Annotated in this window: 23 protein-coding genes; 4 read left to right on the top strand and 19 right to left on the bottom strand. The window is 36.4% G+C overall.

Going from position 1 to position 16,878, the window contains the following annotated elements; all coding sequences use genetic code 11:
• Genes E4N74_RS03385 through E4N74_RS03360 form a run of 6 tightly spaced genes read right to left on the bottom strand, consistent with a single transcriptional unit; the run spans nucleotide 1 to nucleotide 5,344 of the window.
• The gene (locus E4N74_RS03385) at nucleotides 1-588 is read right to left on the bottom strand and encodes a hypothetical protein (RefSeq protein ID WP_255806151.1); all 588 of its coding nucleotides are present in this window, start codon (nucleotides 586-588) and stop codon (nucleotides 1-3) included.
• Nucleotides 589-1,086 (bottom strand): hypothetical protein, encoded by a 498-nt coding sequence (locus E4N74_RS03380; protein WP_255818886.1) that lies wholly within the window; start codon nucleotides 1,084-1,086, stop codon nucleotides 589-591.
• The gene (locus E4N74_RS03375) at nucleotides 1,079-2,113 is read right to left on the bottom strand and encodes an RnfABCDGE type electron transport complex subunit D (protein ID WP_044979062.1); all 1,035 of its coding nucleotides are present in this window, start codon (nucleotides 2,111-2,113) and stop codon (nucleotides 1,079-1,081) included. The genes E4N74_RS03380 and E4N74_RS03375 overlap by 8 nt, the downstream gene beginning before the upstream one ends.
• Nucleotides 2,110-3,396 carry an SLBB domain-containing protein gene (locus E4N74_RS03370; RefSeq protein ID WP_255806149.1) on the bottom strand — a complete coding sequence of 429 codons (1,287 nt, stop codon included), beginning with the start codon at nucleotides 3,394-3,396 and terminating at the stop codon, nucleotides 2,110-2,112. The genes E4N74_RS03375 and E4N74_RS03370 overlap by 4 nt, the downstream gene beginning before the upstream one ends.
• A complete protein-coding gene (locus tag E4N74_RS03365; RefSeq protein ID WP_044979060.1) occupies nucleotides 3,393-4,850 on the bottom strand; it encodes a hypothetical protein in 1,458 nt (485 codons plus the stop codon). The genes E4N74_RS03370 and E4N74_RS03365 overlap by 4 nt, the downstream gene beginning before the upstream one ends.
• A 5-nt stretch (nucleotides 4,851-4,855) precedes the next feature.
• A complete protein-coding gene (locus E4N74_RS03360; protein WP_255806148.1) occupies nucleotides 4,856-5,344 on the bottom strand; it encodes a divergent PAP2 family protein in 489 nt (162 codons plus the stop codon).
• Between the two features lie 61 nt (nucleotides 5,345-5,405).
• Between E4N74_RS03360 and E4N74_RS03355 the strand changes: the two genes are divergently transcribed.
• Nucleotides 5,406-6,323 carry an RluA family pseudouridine synthase gene (locus E4N74_RS03355; RefSeq protein ID WP_044979781.1) on the top strand — a complete coding sequence of 306 codons (918 nt, stop codon included), beginning with the start codon at nucleotides 5,406-5,408 and terminating at the stop codon, nucleotides 6,321-6,323.
• On the opposite strand, the gene E4N74_RS03350 is transcribed toward E4N74_RS03355, so the two are convergent.
• The 3 genes from E4N74_RS03350 to E4N74_RS03340 form a co-directional block, all read right to left on the bottom strand.
• Nucleotides 6,312-8,147, bottom strand: coding sequence for a methyl-accepting chemotaxis protein (locus E4N74_RS03350; protein WP_255818885.1), 1,836 nt, complete (start codon nucleotides 8,145-8,147; stop codon nucleotides 6,312-6,314). The genes E4N74_RS03355 and E4N74_RS03350 overlap by 12 nt on opposite strands.
• A 257-nt stretch (nucleotides 8,148-8,404) precedes the next feature.
• Nucleotides 8,405-10,687, bottom strand: a complete 2,283-nt coding sequence (locus tag E4N74_RS03345) for a heavy metal translocating P-type ATPase (protein ID WP_255818883.1) — start codon at nucleotides 10,685-10,687, stop codon at nucleotides 8,405-8,407.
• Nucleotides 10,688-11,041 carry an ArsR/SmtB family transcription factor gene (locus E4N74_RS03340; RefSeq protein WP_044979057.1) on the bottom strand — a complete coding sequence of 118 codons (354 nt, stop codon included), beginning with the start codon at nucleotides 11,039-11,041 and terminating at the stop codon, nucleotides 10,688-10,690.
• 144 nt (nucleotides 11,042-11,185) lie between these two features.
• On the opposite strand from E4N74_RS03340, the gene E4N74_RS03335 reads away from it, so the two are divergent.
• From E4N74_RS03335 to E4N74_RS03325, 3 genes are all read left to right on the top strand, one after another.
• The gene (locus tag E4N74_RS03335; protein WP_255818881.1) at nucleotides 11,186-11,803 is read left to right on the top strand and encodes a V-type ATP synthase subunit E; all 618 of its coding nucleotides are present in this window, start codon (nucleotides 11,186-11,188) and stop codon (nucleotides 11,801-11,803) included.
• 3 nt (nucleotides 11,804-11,806) lie between these two features.
• Nucleotides 11,807-12,358, top strand: a complete 552-nt coding sequence (locus tag E4N74_RS03330; RefSeq protein WP_255818880.1) for a hypothetical protein — start codon at nucleotides 11,807-11,809, stop codon at nucleotides 12,356-12,358.
• A 74-nt stretch (nucleotides 12,359-12,432) separates the two neighbouring features.
• Nucleotides 12,433-13,080, top strand: a complete 648-nt coding sequence (locus E4N74_RS03325) for a YoaK family protein (RefSeq protein ID WP_255818878.1) — start codon at nucleotides 12,433-12,435, stop codon at nucleotides 13,078-13,080.
• Here E4N74_RS03325 and E4N74_RS03320 read toward each other — a convergent pair.
• The 10 genes from E4N74_RS03320 to E4N74_RS03275 form a co-directional block, all read right to left on the bottom strand.
• Nucleotides 13,075-13,452 carry a type II toxin-antitoxin system VapC family toxin gene (locus E4N74_RS03320; protein ID WP_255818876.1) on the bottom strand — a complete coding sequence of 126 codons (378 nt, stop codon included), beginning with the start codon at nucleotides 13,450-13,452 and terminating at the stop codon, nucleotides 13,075-13,077. The genes E4N74_RS03325 and E4N74_RS03320 overlap by 6 nt on opposite strands.
• A complete protein-coding gene (locus E4N74_RS03315; RefSeq protein ID WP_255818874.1) occupies nucleotides 13,439-13,648 on the bottom strand; it encodes a hypothetical protein in 210 nt (69 codons plus the stop codon). Before E4N74_RS03315 ends, E4N74_RS03320 begins: the two co-directional genes overlap by 14 nt.
• Before the next feature lie 96 nt (nucleotides 13,649-13,744).
• Complete coding sequence (locus E4N74_RS03310) at nucleotides 13,745-14,173, bottom strand: hypothetical protein (RefSeq protein WP_255818873.1); 429 nt, start codon at nucleotides 14,171-14,173, stop codon at nucleotides 13,745-13,747.
• Between the two features lie 23 nt (nucleotides 14,174-14,196).
• Nucleotides 14,197-14,679, bottom strand: coding sequence for a pantetheine-phosphate adenylyltransferase (gene coaD / locus E4N74_RS03305; RefSeq protein WP_255818872.1), 483 nt, complete (start codon nucleotides 14,677-14,679; stop codon nucleotides 14,197-14,199).
• A gap of 59 nt (nucleotides 14,680-14,738) precedes the next feature.
• Complete coding sequence (locus E4N74_RS03300; protein ID WP_255818854.1) at nucleotides 14,739-15,041, bottom strand: DUF2442 domain-containing protein; 303 nt, start codon at nucleotides 15,039-15,041, stop codon at nucleotides 14,739-14,741.
• Between the two features lie 16 nt (nucleotides 15,042-15,057).
• Nucleotides 15,058-15,318 carry a DUF4160 domain-containing protein gene (locus E4N74_RS03295; RefSeq protein ID WP_002668741.1) on the bottom strand — a complete coding sequence of 87 codons (261 nt, stop codon included), beginning with the start codon at nucleotides 15,316-15,318 and terminating at the stop codon, nucleotides 15,058-15,060.
• A gap of 109 nt (nucleotides 15,319-15,427) precedes the next feature.
• Nucleotides 15,428-15,688: a Txe/YoeB family addiction module toxin gene (locus E4N74_RS03290; RefSeq protein WP_255818851.1), complete on the bottom strand. Its 261-nt coding sequence runs from the start codon at nucleotides 15,686-15,688 to the stop codon at nucleotides 15,428-15,430.
• Nucleotides 15,681-15,938, bottom strand: coding sequence for a type II toxin-antitoxin system Phd/YefM family antitoxin (locus tag E4N74_RS03285; protein WP_255818849.1), 258 nt, complete (start codon nucleotides 15,936-15,938; stop codon nucleotides 15,681-15,683). Before E4N74_RS03285 ends, E4N74_RS03290 begins: the two co-directional genes overlap by 8 nt.
• Nucleotides 15,939-16,055: 117 nt before the next feature.
• Nucleotides 16,056-16,397 (bottom strand): type II toxin-antitoxin system RelE/ParE family toxin, encoded by a 342-nt coding sequence (locus E4N74_RS03280; protein ID WP_049992356.1) that lies wholly within the window; start codon nucleotides 16,395-16,397, stop codon nucleotides 16,056-16,058.
• Complete coding sequence (locus tag E4N74_RS03275) at nucleotides 16,387-16,671, bottom strand: type II toxin-antitoxin system Phd/YefM family antitoxin (protein ID WP_255818848.1); 285 nt, start codon at nucleotides 16,669-16,671, stop codon at nucleotides 16,387-16,389. Before E4N74_RS03275 ends, E4N74_RS03280 begins: the two co-directional genes overlap by 11 nt.
• Nucleotides 16,672-16,878 lie beyond the last annotated feature (207 nt).

The following is a 16,878-nucleotide window of genomic DNA, read 5'->3' as shown; positions in this document are numbered from 1 at the left end:
TTACTCTCCCATCCTAATAATAGGTAATTCTTTTGTAACGGAAAAATAAATCCAAATTATAAGCCCAAGAATAATAAAGGCTCCGGCCGTCGTCCCTAAAAAGCGGAAAGGAGGATGGGATGCAAAATAAGGCAGGCGAAGCGAGAAAAAACCCGATGACACGGGAAAAGAAATTGAACCGAAAGCAAAAAATTCCCTTAACGCCGATACAAGTAAAATCAATACTGAATACCATATAGGTACATCCAAGGATTCGGACTCTTCATAATACTGTTTTAAGCCCAAAAAGATAATGTACGAAAATGTTAATATATAAGTATATATCTGAATAGGGCCGTATATTATCGGTAAAATACCTTCCAGCAAAGTATTAAATAGAACCGTGCCCGTAATCATAAAGATACTTACAAACACAGAACTGAAACGGTTTATATCCATCAGCTTGCCCGCATAATTTCCTAAAAGCCCTAAAAAAAAGATAATCCACAATGAAACAGCTAAAATAATTCCGTATGCAAAATTTGAGGCAGCAGGAATTATGGGGCATAGGCCAAAAAGAAAAACCGTTAATTTTTTATCTGCGGCCATTTATTTTTCCTCCTTATTTTTTATTACAACTTGCTCAAAAGCAGCTTCTAATTTTTTTTCGGAAATACCGATAATCAGTGGCGTTATTCCGTAATAGATCGCCGCTTTATCGGCGATTCCTCCTCCCAAACCGCAAAAAAAGCATCGACTTACATTTTCTTCCACAAGATACAAAAACATGCCTTGATACATTCCGTATTTTCCGCTCATATTTAAAAAGGCAGCATAACCTTTTTTTTCTTTTACCTTTACTTCAAAAACAGCATTACAAAAATTCATGTTCAAAGATGAAGGTTTTAAAGCTTTTATAAATTCGGTATTACTATATTCCAAGCAAAGCGGAGAATTTTTTAGAATATAATCGGCTTCCTGTAAATAAGCATCTTGTTTAAGGCCTGAGATGATATAGCCGCTTCCCCATAATACGAAACCGGCTGCAATAAAAAAAGAAAAAAGCAGGGCATATTTTTTTATTTTTTCCTTATTGGGATTATTCATAACGCCTCCTGTTTTTAGCCTGTATTTTTATCTCAAGTTTTTCGATAAGTGGAGAAATAATATTACTGAGAATTATAGCAAAGAAAATGCCTGCCGGAGAAGAGCCCTGAGCGCATATAAAAAATGCAAAAAGCCCTGTAAAAAAGCCGCTCATAGCCTTTCCATATTTGGTTTTGGGAGAAGACGCCGGCTCCGTCATAACAAAAAAGGCTGCAAATAAAATACCTCCCGTTAAAACAGCCGAAAGTATATCCCCTGTAAAATAAATATTTGAAACAGGAACCATACCTAATGCCCAAACTAAAAAAGCATAGGTTACCAAAAAAACTGCCGGAAGAATATAATCGGCAGCTTTTATAGAAAATAATATTATTGATGAAATCAGTGTAATTATATTGTACCGGAAAGCCGGTATGGAAGATGTAGAATTTACAAAAAGGCTTATATAGCCTTCAGGCAGGGTTACACCTACACTATGTAATAAAAGAGAGTTAAGAGCCGATGTAACGGCAAAATCGGTTTTAAGTTTTAAAAGCCCGTTTGCTTCCATAACGGCAAAAAAAGAGCCCTTTTCACTTAAAAATGAAAAATTTGAAATTATAGCCGGGAAGGCTTCGGGACGGGAAATATATGCCATACATACGGCAAAGGCAACGGGATTTATCCAATTATGCCCCGTACCGCCGAAAACTGTTTTGACAATAAATACCGAAAAAGCGCTTAAAATAAAAACAAAAATAAACCCTATACTTGTAGGCATAAAAAAGCCTATCAAGAGACCTGAAAGTATCATTTCGAGGGAGAAACTTAATTTAGAGAGAGCTAAGTACCTAAGCAAATTTTCTACAAATATGACACCCAAAACGGCACTTATAAGATTTAAAAGAGCATAAAAATCCGCACTTATTGCAAGAATTAAAATTTGGATACCCAAAAGGGAAAGAACTGCAATATTTATTTTAAAAACCGGCAGCCGTGTATAAACAAAGGGAGCCGCCGTCAAAGACATATTTGAATAAGGTTTCATATAGAACTTCCTTTTTTAATTTTTTTTGACATCTCTAAAATAATAGAGCATAGGGGAATGCGTGACGGACAGCAAGCAGAGCAACAAGCACAGCCGCTGCAAATCTCTATTTGTTTTAGGATATCTTCATTTAAGGCAGACCTTTCAATAGCCGTCACAATTTTTTTAGGTTCCAAATAAAGAGGGCAAGAACTAAAACATAGACCGCAATTTATGCAATCATCGGTAGAATATTTTTTTATATTGTCCTTTCCGGGTATATGAATGGATTTCAAAGTGCTTGTTACAGGAATATCCAAACTGTCTACAGGAATACCGCCAATAAGGCCATTCAATATAATCTGTGCGGGCATTGTCTTAAAGCCTCCGCATTCTTCTATAAGATTTCCTATAGGAGTACCGATTTTAACTTTTAGAACTTTGGGCTCATTGATAGCCTTGCCCGTTACAAGAATATAAACTGAGGTGATAGGATTATTTGTCCTTACAACCTCATATGTATATATAGCTGTAGGTATATCGATTAAAAAAGTATTTTCCTTATTTTCAAAATAATTATTTTGAACAAGTGGATAATAATTTGAAGCATTTATAAATTTCACCTTACAAAAAGGTTCACAGACTTCAGAAATTTTTTCCAGCTTATAAAGATCGCTTTTAACTAACTTATGAATACAGGTCAGCGAAGCTGCGTTAAGCACTTTTGCCGCTATGCCCAATCCCTCAGCAACTTCTTCAAAAAAATTGTCAAACAGAATTGAATCAACTCCCGAAGAAGGGTCCTTATCAAAGAGGCTGATGTAGATATCAGCCCCGCCCTTTTTCAAAGCATTTCTTATCCGGTAAGCAAGAGGTACCGGTGAAATCTCAGCCGTATTTAAAATTCCCGAATAATCTATTGCTCTGATGATTTCAGAATAAGAAGAAGTTCTCCATGGGTAATCGGCCGACGGACGGCCTAAAATATCAAAAGATCCTTCCAGTTTTACGGCCGCTGTATGAATATGTTTTCCGTCAGGGAGGGTAAAATCAACAAAGTCATACACGATTCCGGGAATGGAAGAATATATGCCGATCGAAAAAGGCTTTTCAGTGCGTGCTATGATCTGACCTTCCTTTACAGTTTCACCCCTCATTACAATAGTCTCGGGCGGCTTTTTAGAGTCAAAAGCTATGGGGATAAAAGCCCTTTGGGGTAAAAACGCATTTCCTTCAAATGAGGCTGAAATTTTAGGATATTCTAAAATCTCTTTACCTCGCTTAAATCTTAAAAATTCAGTCATTTTTCAAACACTCGCAGTAATATAATCATTAAAGGCATTATAGCAGAAACAAGGGCAACAAGCAACGCCGCACTATTATAGCGGTTAAGAGGGAATTTTTTAGGCGCATAAGAAGCGGTAATAAACCTTCCCTGACTGTAAAGCAAATCCTCGATGGATGGACTTGCCCTAAAAGATATAACACTCTTTATAAACTCATCATCAAGACTAAATACAAGACCGGTTTGCTCGGTAACTACCCCTTTTTCATCTACAGAAAAATCGTTAAAACTCACCCTATCTTTTTCTTGGGGAGAAAGATCAACCCGTGTAAATGGAATAACCTTAGCATTCCACACATCCGAAATAAGGTTTCCCAGATCAGGCAATTCATCTCCTGTGCGGATATTTTTTAATTCATCAAAGGCTTTTTTTGAGAAGCCCGAAATTCCAACAGAGGATTCAGGCACTGGTAAATATAGTATATTTTTATAGGCCTTTAAGGTTTTATTAAAACTAAAGTATAAAAATAAGGCCGAAAAACCGATAAAAAGCACTGCACAAGAAGAGACAATCAACAGATGCCTTGTATGCCAAAATTTTGCAACAGATTCGGGATTCATTACATAGGCCCGTATTGTTTTATGAATTTTTTGTGTATCTATCCGCTCTTCAATAAAAAAGCTTAACCTTTCAATAATATAGGTCATAGAAGCTGAAACCGACAAAGCAAAGGCAAAAAGAACCAAAGAAATATTACTGTTGAATTTTGCAATTATTAGAGCAACAAAAGGAAAAAAGACTAAAAGAGGATTCTTTTTTATTCTGGATAAAAGCTGCTCCCTTGTAAATTTTAAAGAAGAACCTATAGCTTCTATCCAAAATGCGATTGTATACATAATTAAAATAGAAGATGAAAGGGCCAAGATTCCTTTTTGAAAGCCCGCATAAATAACAAAAGGGAGGGCTGCAGTAAGGTAAGTTTTTTTTCGGCTTGTGTAAAAAAAAGATAAAATAAAAAATATTAAAGCAGTTCCAAACTGAAATATTGAAAATGGAGAGTTGTTTTCTATATAAAAAAATTCGGTATTTTGTTTTAAAAATCTAAAGAAAGTCTTAGTTATATATTTTTCTGAAGGAATATACATATATCTGATATTTTCTTGGTCATTGATAAACCACTGAGCATATCTTTCCTTATCGGTAAAGGGAAAACCGGTATAGCCTTTTTCTTCAAAATCGGTAAAACGGCTTTCTATTGTTTGAGAGGAAATAATGCCTGTGATTCCGCTTTCTTCGGCAGCCTGTAAAATTGCAGGTTCATCGGCCTCCATAGGTAAAAACAGAATACGGTAGTCCTTCCACAATGTAGATTTTGAATTCATCGGAATGAAAATTATCAAGAAAAAAGAGAAAATCAATAAAAAACCTGCTACAATATCAATGCCGAATATGTATTTTTTAGGCTTATTCATAACTTTTATCCAAAATAAGCAAATAAAATTGAAGTAATAATACCCAGAATTATTCCTGCAACAGCTTCAACCGGCTTATGACCTTGAATTTCTCTTACAGCCTTAAAATCATATTCTTTGTTTTTTTCGGCAAACTTTGCACCGAGGTCGTTTAATGCCTTGGCTTGTAAACCGCTGGATCTCCTTACGCCCACAGCATCCCTTATAACTATCAGAGCCATAAAACAGGCAAAAATAAATAAATCCGAGTCAAAGCCCTGCCTTATACCTATACTTACCGTTAACGAAGCTACAAGAGCAGAATGGCTTGAAGGCATTCCGCCTGTTTTCCAAAGCACCAGCTCTATAAAATCAATTGGGGTTTTTATTGAGGCATTAAATAATGCAAAAATAGTCTTTATAACCTGGCATACCATCCAGCTTGTTATAGCAGACAAAAAAATCGGACTGGAAAAAAATAGTGTCCATTGCATTTTATACATTGTTTCCAACATATCACTAATTCTCTACAAAATAGCTCTTTTGTCAAGTCTATAAATGGTATATAATGTAAAAATGAGTAAAGAAAATAAAATTTTTTATATAGATGAAGATGATTCAGGCAGGCGATTGGACCGCGTAATACGGAAATTTTTAGAAAAGGCATCCCTTTCACTCATATACTCGGCAATACGCAAAGGCAAAATAAGGGTAAACGGTAAAAAAGAAAAAGGAGCCTATTTAACCCAAAAAGGCGATAAAATTGAAATGGATTTGAGCCTATTTGCTTTAACCGGCTCAGGCGGCGAGTCTCATACGAATTTTTTAGTTTCAAAACCTGATGTCTTATTAAAAACCGATGACTTACTCTTTATAAATAAAAAAGCAGGAGAGCTTGTGCATGGGGAAAAAAGCCTTTGTGAAGCTGTTTCGAAATATTTTCCTCCAAAAGAAAAAAGTCTTTCCTTTAAAACAGGAGCACTTCATAGACTGGATAAGGATACAAGCGGGATTCTAGCCTTTTCCCAAAGTTTAAAAGGCGCCCAAGATTTTTCAAAGGCCATGCAAGAAGGAAAGATAGATAAATTATACATAGGAATAACCGAGGGAAAGCCGGCTTTAAACGAATTTAAAAGCCGAATTGACGGAAAAGAATGCCTTTGCCTTATAAGAGTTCTTGAATTTTCAAAAAAAGAAAATTTAAGCCTTGTGCTTTTTAATCTTATAACCGGAAGAAAGCATCAAATAAGAATACAATGCTCCCAATTCGGCACCCCTCTTTTAAACGACAAAAAATACGGATCAAAGCAGCAAAAAGTATTTTCGGAAAATTTGCCGAAAAAAATTACATATTTTCTACACGCCTATAAGCTAACCTTTAAAGAATCATTTTCGGATAAATTACCAAAGGAGATTACCGCCCCCCTTCCTGAAAACTTTAGGAGGGCGGCCAAAGGTTTATTCAAGCTGGATTTAACAAACCTAAAAACTTAGCTCTGACAAGTACTTCATAACCTTAGCAACAGCATCTTTGTTCTTTCCGCTTATTGCACTTACCTGACTTACTATTTCATTTATTTGACTTGTATCACTTCCAATGCTGCTCATACTGTGGTCTATCATATGCGAAATTTCCACCAGTTTTGAAATTTCTTTGCTGACCTCGGTATTGCCTTTAAGTATTTCCAAGGATCCGTTTTTTACATCGTAAGTTATATCGCTTATTTCTTTTATGGCATCTAAAACCTGGCTACTTCCCGAACTTTGCTCTGTCATAGCATGCATTATGGAAGTACTGCCGTTATTTACCGTTGAAAGAATTTTCATTATTTCTGCAAATTGAATTTCTGTTGTTTCAGCAGCAGAATTCAGCCCTTCAATTTTAGCTTTTAAGTTATTTAATACGGCGGTAATTGTTTTACCTTGAACGCTGGACTCCTCTGCAAGTTTGCGAATTTCATCTGCAACTACGGCAAAGCCCTTTCCCGATTCTCCTGCATGGGCTGCCTCAATAGCTGCATTCATCGCAAGCAAATTTGTTTGACTTGCAATATGCTGAATAACGCTGGACGCTTCTAAAAGGCCGTCTGAATCATCGGTAATATTTTTAGCTATCGTATGTGCCGTCACGACTGCTTGGTTACCCGAATCTGCAGAAGCATTTAATTTTTCGATGGACTCTACATTATCTTTTACAGTTTTTGTTACAGACTGGATATTTGAAACCATTTCTTCTATGGTTGCAACCGACTGCGTAACTGCAGCTGATTGACTTTCAATATTCTTTCCTAAACTTTCTATACCAGCATCCATTTGTTTTAAAGTCTCCTGCATTTTTAAAACACCGGAAGATTGAGTTTGAATATGATTTCTGGCTGACAAGATATTATCGGTAATCTTGCTAACTGCAACGGAAGTCTTATCCATGTTAGTTGAAAGAAATTCAGCTGTTTCGCCTGAAAGGTTAACACTTTCATTAAGCTCTGTAAAAAACTTCTTATTGAAGCTTAAAAGTTTCCCTATATCAACAAGCAAAACAGCTATTTCATCCCTATTCCAGCTTGCAACAGGCTCACGTTTATAATTTCCATCAGCCAAATCTTTTACTATTCTTTGAATCAAAAAAATTCGAACTTCAATAGATTTTACTATAATGCCCAGACTCAAAACAGACAAAATCAGTCCGTAAATAAACAAGGGCAAAACGGAATTTATAAGCCGGATATGAATATTTTGATTTTGGAATCTGACTATAGGAGCTAGAACAAGAAGAATGACGGCTATAATACAAGTAATAGTCGCAATAGTAATTTTTTTTATCATAGAAAAGGATAAATACTTTTCTTCTACGGGAATAAAGGAAACCCATTTCTCAAAAGCTCGAATAGTGCTTGAAGAAAATATAGTTCCAAGCAAAAGTATATTTCCTACGGTACTGAAAAGAGACGATAAAAAAAGCCCCATTTCGTCTATAATTCCAATTTCCAAAGAAATAATAGGTACGATACAGGCAAAAAGTAAGGGAATCACCAATAAAAAGGTTTCATACATCAATATATTTTTTTTTGCTCTTTCAGGATTTTTTTCCCAATCTATAATTGAAGGAAAAAAAATCTTTTGTTTCACAAAGGGGCTTAAAATTGCAATAAGAATTCCTATTATAAAAGTCTTTGAAGTAACAATGGAACTCAAATTAACGGAATTTCCAACAAATATAGAGGTAGCAAAATTGCCTGCAATCCAGCCAATATTGGTAAATAAATCCAAAATCAGAATTTGTTTTGGCGGAGGCGGAACCTTTACACTAACTTTTTCCATAAAATTCTCCTTAATTAAAAACACAATATTTAAATATAATCCGATTTTAAACCATTTTTTAAAGTTCTGCAAGAGTCTAATAATGCTTATTTTAAACACTGCAAAGGGTATCATAAAAATTCTCGAGTTTATAAAACAGACTCATTTTATAGAACAATAAAAAACCGGTTCAAAATCCAAACAGATCTCAAACCGGTTTTTTCCTAATCTATTTTATAGTGAGCGTGGCGTAAGCATGGCATAAGCCTGGCTTGAGTCTATCTTTTTGCCCTTAAAGAATTAAATACGGCCAATAAGGCAACTCCGACATCCGCAAATACGGCTGCCCAAAGATTTGCAAGACCTAGAGCTCCCAAGGTTAAAAAGCCGATTTTTATACCGAAAGCCAAGGCTATATTTTGCCAAACTATTCTTCGGGTAAACCTTGCCTGCTTTATGGCGGAGGCAACAAGGCGGGGATTATCGTTCATAAGAACAACATCAGCCGCTTCAATGGCTGCATCGCTTCCTATGCCTCCCATAGCTATGCCTACATCCGAACGGGCTAATACGGGGGCATCGTTTATACCGTCCCCTACAAAGATAACCGAAGCCTTCTTATCCTTAGCTTTTACTTCATCGGAAATTTCCTCAAATCTTGAAACCTTTTCATGCGGCAAAAGCATTGAGGTGTAATTTTTTATACCCAAATCTTCTGCAATCTTTTTGGCCGATTTTTCATTATCGCCGGTAAGTATTTCGACCCTCGAAAGCCCCAATTTATTTAGATCGGATATAGCTTCCCTTGCTTCATTTTTAAGCGTATCGGTTAAAATCAAGCAGCCTATGTACTCACCGTCATAAGCGGCATAAACTTGAGTTCCGCCTATCTCATCCCCGTATAAAGGAATTTCTTTTCCTATGTTTTCGCTTATAAAGGAATTTTTGCCGGCTAAAAGAATCTTTCCCTTGTAATTTACCGAGATGCCTTTTCCGGCCTTTTCATAATAATCTGTAAGTTCGGTAGTTACAAAAGTTTTTGTTACCTCTTCAGACAAATTAATTAGGGCACAATCTTGAACGGCTTTAGCTATCGGATGATGAGAATTAAATTCGGTAAGGGCGGCCAATCTTAAAAACTCATACTTTTCTACATTTTCCGCAGGCATTAAGGTCATAACCTTTAGAACACCCTTAGTAAGAGTTCCGGTTTTATCGAAGACAACGGCATCGGCCTTCGAAAGAGAATCTATGTAATCGGCCCCTTTAATCAGTATGCCCCGTTTTGCTGCCCCTCCTATTCCTCCGAAATAGCCCAGCGGAACAGAAATAACAAAGGCACAAGGGCAAGAAATTACCAAAAATACAAGGCCTCGTGAAACCCAAGGAGCAAAACTTTCCCAGCCGTTAATAGGCGATGAAAAAATAAGTGCACTTAAAAGAGGCGGTAAAACCGAAAGAAGAACAGCGCCTATCGTAACGATAGGAGTGTAAACCTTTGCAAAAGAGGTAATAAAACGTTCTACCCTAGCCTTCCTATTTTGTGCGGACTCAATCAGCTCAAGCATCTTTGAGGCAGCGGTATTTTCTAAGGAAGCTGTTGTCTTTACCGTTATGACTCCAGTTAAGTTTACAAAGCCTGCAAGTACGGGGCTGTCCTTTTCTGCAGTACGCGGAAGGCTTTCTCCCGTCATAGATGAAGTATCAAGTTCGGCACTTCCTTCATAAATAATGCCGTCCAAGGGGATTTTTTCACCTGCTTTTACAAGAACCAAGGAACCGATTTTTACGCTTGCAGGATCTACAAGTTTTTCTTTAGAATCGGAATCATAAAGGCGGGCAAAGTCCGGGCGGAGGTCCATAAGATCTATGATTGAACGTCTCGATTTTTCGACGGCAGAATGTTGAACAACTTCACCTAAATTATAAAAAAGCATAACGGCGGCACCCTCAGTCCAATCTCCTAAAATAAAGGCACCGATTGTTGCAACCGACATCAAAAAATTTTCATCAAAAACTCGACCTTTTAAAATATTTTTTACCGAAGTCAACAAGACTTTATAACCTGCAACCAACCAAGCTATAACAAATAAAACAGTCGAAACGGCAACATAGAAATTTTTAATTTGTATTCCGGCTTCGTCAAAAAAAATTCGGCCAAGAATACCTGCAGCAAAAAACAAGGCCGAAATACCGAACTGCACTACCATCTCTTTTGAGGAGCCGTGATGATGTTCACAGCCGCAGCCTGAATGATCGTGTCCATGATGATCGTGGTGGTCATGCCCGCAAGAACAGTGCTCATCGTGCTTATGCTCGTAATGGCCGTGTCCGCTGTGGTCATGTTCGTGATGATCGTGGTGGTCATGTCCACGCATACGGCAATCTTTTTCTTCTTTATGCCCGCAGGAACAATGTTCATCGTGGTCATGCTCGTGGTGGCCGTGTCCGCTATGGTCATGTTCGTCACAGCCGTTGTGCTCGTGATGTTCTTCATGGCCTAGTCCGCAATGTTCATGATGTTCTTCATGCTTGTGTTCATTTTCTTTTTTAAAATCCATTTACCTGCCCTCCCTGATGTGTTCCAAACCTACGGAATATAGAATTCCGACATGGTTGTCATCGATTGTATAATAAACCTGTTTTCCGTTACGGCGGCTTTTTACTATCTTAGCCTGCCTTAAAATTCTAAGCTGGTGAGAAACGGCCGAAGCCGACATTTCTAAAACTTCAGCAAGATCAGCAACACAGAGCTCCCCTGAAATAAGAGCGGAAACAATTTTAATACGGGTAGAATCGCCGAAGTTTTTAAAAAAGTCTCCTAAATCGCTCATTGTCTGCTCATCAGGCATCTTAGCCCTTGCATGAGCCACGGTTTCTTCATCCGAAATACCTATTTCATCATCTTCCATCATATTTTATCACCTATTCATATGAACAAATGCTCATATGTTCATCTATCATTATAATAAATTTAAAAAATTTGTCAAGGCCCATCTTGCTAATAATTTCTTTTTTTGTTACAATAATGAAAGCATAACTTTGTTAAGGAGACATATATGGAAGTTCAATTACAAGAGCTTGTTGATAAAATCAAAAAAGACGGAGTTGCCGCTGCCGATGAAAAAGCTGCCGAAATTATCAGAGCAGCAGAGGAAAAAGCAAAAAATATTATCGAAAAGGCTGAAGCTGAGGCTCAGGAAAGCATAAAAAAGGCAGAAGCGGAAGCTCTTAGATTCCAAAAAGCTGCCGAATCTTCAATAGACCAAGCCGGCAGAAATACACTAATTTCATTCAGACAGGGTCTTTTAAATGAACTTAATGCCATTATAAAGGCTGAAACAGCCAAAAATTACGATTCCGCAGTTCTAAAAAATCTGATTCCAGAAGCAGTCAAGGGCTGGGTAAAAACCGGCAATACCGAGAATTTATCCGTAATTCTTGCAGACAAGGATCTTAAAGAGCTTGAATCCTCTTTAAGCGCAGCCTTAAAAGATCATATTGCTAAGGGCATGGAACTTAAAGCCGACAGCAAGATATCAGGCGGATTTAGAATCGGAACTAAGGACGGAGCTGCCTATTACGACTTCTCGGCAGAAGCCGTTGCAGATTTATTCTCGTCATATCTAAGCCCCAAAACAGCCGAAATTTTAAAGAATGCGGCAAAGGAGCTTTAAAAGGTGGCCTCCTACTATTATTTGACGGCTCAACTGCCTTCAATTTTTCCTAATCTACAGCCTCCTATGAGCTTTAAAGCCTTTAAAGAACTGGCTTTGCGTTCTCTTTCAAAAAAAGATGCTCAAATTTTGGAAAACCTATCCCTTGAGCCTCCAAGAGAAGAAAAAAGCACAGGCTCCGCCTATTTGGATAAGTGGTATGATTTTGAGCGTTCTCTTAGAATAGCCCTCGAGCAGGTGCGCTCGGCAAAGCTAAAATGGGAAGCTCCTATTTCCTATAACGAAAGAGTTTTGCTTTCTTCGGCTTTTACACCTGTACAAATTGCAAGAACAGCAGCTTCAATTCAAAATCCTCTTGAAGCCGAAACTTTTTTGGATAATGCAAGGTTTCAGGCAGCCGATACGGTAAGAGGGGCCGAAAACTTCTCTTCAGACGGAATTTTTGCCTATGCTGTAAAGCTCCTTTTAAGAGAAAGGGCATCCAGATTCGAAACGGAAAAAGGCAGAGAAGAATATTCTTCGATATACAATAGTATTCTTGATGCAGAAAAATAAGCCGCTTATTTATAAGCTGATTATAAAACCGGTTCTTAAAACAAGCTGCCGGATTTTAGGCCGATAGGTTAATTATGACCGACACATTAAAAGACCGGCGATTTAAAGTCTGGATAGCCTTTTTAACCTTCTTATCGGGGTTTATAAATGTAGGAGCAATCCGCAGCTTTTCTTTGCCTGTAAGCCACCATACGGGGAATGTAAGTCATCTTGCCCTTTCGATTGCACACAGAAACATAGCGGAAGTTTTTATAATCGCTTCGACGATTCTTGCGTTTTTTGCGGGAGCCTTCGTATCAGGACTTTTATTCCACCAAAGAAAATTCGGATTAAAGAAAAGATACGGCATTTTGCTGATGGGCCTGGCTATGATATTTTTAAGTTTGGCATTGCTTAAAACACCCCAAATCCTCAAAGTATCTGCCCTAAGTTTTGCAGCCGGAGTTCAAAACGCCATGTTTATCTTCTATGGAGATATCCTTGTAAGAACCACCCACATAACAGGCTACCTTACAGATGCTGCCTTTGCCCTAGCTATGTGCCTTAGGGGCAAAAAAGACAAATTCCGATTTTTTTTGTTTTACAGCCTCAACATTCTTTTTTTCTTAGCCGGAGGAATTACAGCAGGCCTTATCAAAATCGGCTCATTTTTTATAAGTTCTGCCTGTCTTTATCTTATTGCAGGCCTTTACTATTTTATAATGAGGGAGAAAAAACTATGACAAAATCGGTTCAATGAGTATAAGATCAATTCCGGGAATCTGTCTAAAATTTTTATCCGCAGTAATTAAGGGGAGACTATACTCTATTGCTGTAGCCGCAGCAATAGCGTCAGGAAGTTTTATTTTACAAATACGGCGTAACATAATCGCATGATTTTTTATTTTTTCCGATAATTCCAAAACAATACAATCATTTACAAAAGACATTATACATTTTTCATCAGCATCCGTCATACCGGAAAAAGAAAGTATTTCCATTTCCGAAATAATTGATATACCCAGCCTTTTTGAAATATACGGTTTCATGCATAGATTACCTGAAAGCAGATAAATAATAGCATTTGTATCTGCTATGTAATCAATTCCATTCATTACGCATTTCCTTCTGTATTTCAAGCACATCTTTATTTATTTTTATACTTCCAAAATATTTAGATAAATCATTATGTTTAGTCTCATACATATTTTTTTTGTGGCGGTACATCACATAACCAATATACTCCTCAATATCTGCAAGACATTCATTAGGAACAGATTTTATCTGTTCAAATATTGTTTCATAGATCATACTAGCCTCCTTATTGGAACTCTATATTTTATTATAACAAAAATCTTAGTATTTTTCCATGTTTTAGCAAATAAATATGAGTATTTTTTTAATCTCTTAAATCACCTTAATTCCGTTTGATTTTCCCGTATTATAAGAAGTCCAAAACCATCCTTTTAAGCAAAAAGATTTGTGTATTTTTATTCCCTTTATTATAAATATAAGCATAAAAATTAGAAAAAACAGGCCTCCGGCTATCGAGATATATAAGCGGAAGGATTTAAGGAAGAGCCAAAGACTATCAATAATCAGGCTTATAGGTGCAAAGATACAAAAAAATTTTAACCACAAGCCGGAAAGCAGGGTAAAAGAGTCTTCCCAAACCTGTTTTGAGCTCCACTGATATTTTTGGGCATTAATACGGCATCCGGGTAATACGGCCCTATCGTATTTATCTATTAAATAACGGGTGTATAAATACCCTAAAAAAGATGAAATAGACCACACCAAAAGGAAACAGGGAACTAAAATTTCTATAATAAACATCTATACCCCCTACGCAAACGGTTTTATATTTCCTCTATTTTTTCCTTTAAGGCCTTTTCGACTATGGGAGGAATCATACCTGAAAGGTTTCCGCCGAAGGCTGCCAATTCTTTTATGGAGCTTGAACGCAATACAAAGTACTTTGTGTCGGGAACCATAAAAACGGTTTCTATCTTCTGATTTAAGCCTTTATTCATAACGGCTAGATCGAATTCATAGGAAAAATCGGAAACATTCCGTACTCCGCGAATTAAAACATTGGCACCGATTTTTTCGGCATAGTTTACTATCAGCGAATTCCAAGTATTTACAAAAACATTATCCCATTTTTGGGTCAGTTCTTCCATCATATGTTTACGCTCTTCGCCCGAAAATAAATAGTTTTTGTTGTTATTTACTGCGATTACTACATGTACCTCGGTGAATATCTTTTGAGCTCTTTCAATTACATTTAAATGCCCGAAGGTGGGCGGATCAAAAGACCCTGCAAAAACAGCTTTTACCATTGGCCTACTCTAACATATTATAGCACCTTTAATCAAGCAGACGGGAAAAAAGATAGAAATCAGGCTACAACAATCTCTGATTTATTATACTCATAACTATTTTTATACATATATTCCGGAGAACAATCAATTTGTCCATTATTCCAAGTAACAATTCCATACTTTAACATAGGATTTTCATAAATTTCAGGTCTACTTAAAGGTTCAAAAACTTCTCCTTTCAAAATAGTTGAATCAAAAAGACGTATTTGATCATTAGAGAATTTTACCATATAAACTCCGCTGTACATATGCTTTATCTCAAGTACAGTAAGCATCGGCTCCGGATTATCTGAATATACAATTCCATTTTTTTCGTGCATTGCAAAACCTCCTTATTTATGAATCTATTTTATCAAAATGCTTATTTTGAACAGCAAGATTCCATGCTGCGTATGCTTTTTCTTCATTTCTTTTAAGCCAATTCTGAACTGATTTTAACTGCTTTGCAGGCATTTCTCCGGCCAAAATTGTTCCATCAATGGCAACAGAAGCTCTAAATTCTCCATAGAAAACATGAACATGAGGTTTATTATGGTGTTTTATATCATTGAACATTAGATATATTACAATGCCATCAAAACGTTTTAATTCAGGCATTTACAAACCTCCATTTATTTTGAATATAATTTCAACTCTATTGGTCTACTTTAACATATTATTGGGTCTTTAATCAAGCAGACCGGAAAAAAGATAGAAATAGATTAAATTATTTTTCATAGTGGTACCTAAAAGAAATAAACACTAACTGCTGCTTTTCTACTTGATATACGATTCTATGTTCATGATTTATCCGCCTTGACCAATATCCTGACAAAGAATATTTTAACGGTTCCGGTTTTCCCTTGCCCGTAAACGGCGTTCTTTCGATTTCTTTTATCAAATCATTTATTCTTTTAAGAACTTTTTTATCCGTATTAAACCAATAGATATAATCAGCCCAAGCCTCATCTGTAAAGAGTTTATTCATCTTCCAGCAACTCGTGTTTTTGTATTTTCCCAGCTCTATGCTGCTCAATTGATTTTATTAAATGAGCTGCGTTCGCCTCGTTCTTAAGCAAATAATCGGTTTCAATAAGACTATTATACTCACGTACCGATAGAAGAACAACATTTTCCGAATTTTTCCTTGATATTATCAAGGGCTCATAGTCATTGTAAACTTTGTCCATATATGCTTTTAGATTGCGGCGTAAATCCGAATATGTAATTGCATCCATACAAAACTCCTCATAAGTACAATATATCGTACTTATAAGAAAAAATCAAGGTGTATTTATTGATGTTGATTGTTGAATTTTTCAAGGTATCATTTACCCTGCCGGTTAAAGCGAGCCTTAGGTTTTATTTCCATAATAACGAGACAATTTTGAAATTATTATATCTTCAAAATTTCTCCTGCCATCAATAATTGTATGAAATATTAGTTTATCTTCCGAAATTTCATACACAATTCTATAGTGCCCTTGAATCAATTCCCTGTATTGTGAAATCCCTTGTCTTTCAAGCTCAGGAACAATCCTTCCGCTCTTAGGGTTGTTCTGCAAAGACATAATATTTTTTTCAAATTCAGAAACTATTTTCTCTACATAATTCGGACTTAAAGAAAAATAATACCCTACAATTTCATTCAAATCGTCTTCTGCAAACCGAGAAACAATAACTTCTTTAATTTCCAAGATTATACTGCCTTCTCAAATTTGCAAAAACTTCCGAAGCCGATTTAGTTTTTCCGGATTTTACATCCTTTTCAGAAAGTTGAATTATTTTCAACAAATTGAACGCATTTTTCATTTCTTGGTACGATTCAACATCAATCAAAACTGCCCGTGGTTCCCCATTTTGCGTAATGATAAGCGGTTCTTTTCTGTCATTCACAAAATGCATCATATCAGCGGCATTTGTCTTTATGTATGAAATCGGTTTTATACATTCCTGAACATTTGTGATCATGCAAGCCTCCAGTCTTTTTATATTACCATATTTAGACTGATTTTTAAAGTAGAAGAAAGCAGAATAACTGCCGAAAACCGAAGTAAAAGGCTATAACCTTGCGCATAATCAAAGACAATGGTATCAGTAACTACGCATAATCAAAAATTAATAACATCGATAAAATCAATACGAAATCTTGCTAAAAATCCTATATTGTGCTATTAT

The organism is Treponema putidum (assembly GCF_024401155.1).
Lineage (GTDB): Bacteria > Spirochaetota > Spirochaetia > Treponematales > Treponemataceae > Treponema_B > Treponema_B putidum.
Note: the sequence above shows the minus strand (reverse complement) of the source record. Positions and strands in the feature narration are given on the sequence as shown.

Bases quoted from the DNA above. Each gene is read 5' to 3' on its own strand.
- E4N74_RS03385 (WP_255806151.1), bottom strand. From the start codon at position 588: ATGGCCGCAGATAAAAAATTAACGGTTTTTCTTTTTGGCCTATGCCCC.
- E4N74_RS03380 (WP_255818886.1), bottom strand. From the start codon at position 1,086: ATGAATAATCCCAATAAGGAAAAAATAAAAAAATATGCCCTGCTTTTT.
- E4N74_RS03375 (WP_044979062.1), bottom strand. From the start codon at position 2,113: ATGAAACCTTATTCAAATATGTCTTTGACGGCGGCTCCCTTTGTTTAT.
- E4N74_RS03370 (WP_255806149.1), bottom strand. From the start codon at position 3,396: ATGACTGAATTTTTAAGATTTAAGCGAGGTAAAGAGATTTTAGAATAT.
- E4N74_RS03365 (WP_044979060.1), bottom strand. From the start codon at position 4,850: ATGAATAAGCCTAAAAAATACATATTCGGCATTGATATTGTAGCAGGT.
- E4N74_RS03360 (WP_255806148.1), bottom strand. From the start codon at position 5,344: ATGTTGGAAACAATGTATAAAATGCAATGGACACTATTTTTTTCCAGT.
- E4N74_RS03355 (WP_044979781.1), top strand. From the start codon at position 5,406: ATGAGTAAAGAAAATAAAATTTTTTATATAGATGAAGATGATTCAGGC.
- E4N74_RS03350 (WP_255818885.1), bottom strand. From the start codon at position 8,147: ATGGAAAAAGTTAGTGTAAAGGTTCCGCCTCCGCCAAAACAAATTCTG.
- E4N74_RS03345 (WP_255818883.1), bottom strand. From the start codon at position 10,687: ATGGATTTTAAAAAAGAAAATGAACACAAGCATGAAGAACATCATGAA.
- E4N74_RS03340 (WP_044979057.1), bottom strand. From the start codon at position 11,041: ATGATGGAAGATGATGAAATAGGTATTTCGGATGAAGAAACCGTGGCT.
- E4N74_RS03335 (WP_255818881.1), top strand. From the start codon at position 11,186: ATGGAAGTTCAATTACAAGAGCTTGTTGATAAAATCAAAAAAGACGGA.
- E4N74_RS03325 (WP_255818878.1), top strand. From the start codon at position 12,433: ATGACCGACACATTAAAAGACCGGCGATTTAAAGTCTGGATAGCCTTT.
- E4N74_RS03320 (WP_255818876.1), bottom strand. From the start codon at position 13,452: ATGAATGGAATTGATTACATAGCAGATACAAATGCTATTATTTATCTG.
- E4N74_RS03315 (WP_255818874.1), bottom strand. From the start codon at position 13,648: ATGATCTATGAAACAATATTTGAACAGATAAAATCTGTTCCTAATGAA.
- E4N74_RS03310 (WP_255818873.1), bottom strand. From the start codon at position 14,173: ATGTTTATTATAGAAATTTTAGTTCCCTGTTTCCTTTTGGTGTGGTCT.
- coaD (WP_255818872.1), bottom strand. From the start codon at position 14,679: ATGGTAAAAGCTGTTTTTGCAGGGTCTTTTGATCCGCCCACCTTCGGG.
- E4N74_RS03300 (WP_255818854.1), bottom strand. From the start codon at position 15,041: ATGCACGAAAAAAATGGAATTGTATATTCAGATAATCCGGAGCCGATG.
- E4N74_RS03295 (WP_002668741.1), bottom strand. From the start codon at position 15,318: ATGCCTGAATTAAAACGTTTTGATGGCATTGTAATATATCTAATGTTC.
- E4N74_RS03290 (WP_255818851.1), bottom strand. From the start codon at position 15,688: ATGAATAAACTCTTTACAGATGAGGCTTGGGCTGATTATATCTATTGG.
- E4N74_RS03285 (WP_255818849.1), bottom strand. From the start codon at position 15,938: ATGGATGCAATTACATATTCGGATTTACGCCGCAATCTAAAAGCATAT.
- E4N74_RS03275 (WP_255818848.1), bottom strand. From the start codon at position 16,671: ATGATCACAAATGTTCAGGAATGTATAAAACCGATTTCATACATAAAG.